The 531-nt window shown below is 40.5% G+C and carries 1 protein-coding gene; it reads left to right on the forward strand.

All coding sequences use genetic code 11. The annotated features are described in order from the left end of the window. Positions 1-131 precede the first annotated feature (131 nt). Positions 132-531 (forward strand): hypothetical protein (locus A3739_RS08470; protein ID WP_156502483.1); only part of this gene is annotated, 400 nt, incomplete at its 3' end.

Raw genomic sequence — 531 nt, forward strand, 5'->3', positions numbered from 1 at the left:
CTTTTATTCGTGTGCAAGAACAAGAGAATAACGTTTACGGAAAAGAGTAAAGCGTTCTGTAGTATTGCATTGAAAAAGCTCCTGTTAAGGGGCTTTTTTTGTTTTTGGTGTGTTATTAACGGTGTAAGAATATGAATCTAAAAATAAAGCATTGCTTGCCGATTTGCGCGCTAATGTGTGCTTCTAGCATTAGCCTTGCTGAAGAGTCTACTAACACAAGTGCGACAGCGGTTGATAACTCATGGACCTATATTGGCTCGGACATTTATGTGGGTAGTTCTGATTTGTCGTATGAGCCTTCTCGCTCAGGGTCTATTTATGACCAAACCGAAGACGGTGATATTGTCGGTATTCGACTTAAGCTAGGTACTAAAAAATCTTCGGGCTGGCGCTATCAGGGAAGTTTTTTTGTTGAAGACTTTGAAGCCTTTGATAATGTCACTACAGGACTTGGTTTCTCTCTAGCGAAGTCTTTTGGTGAAGGTGAGATAAAACCATTTGTACGTCTTGGTTTCTCTTACGGTAGTGTAG

The sequence above is a fragment of the Oleiphilus sp. HI0067 genome, assembly GCF_001635735.1.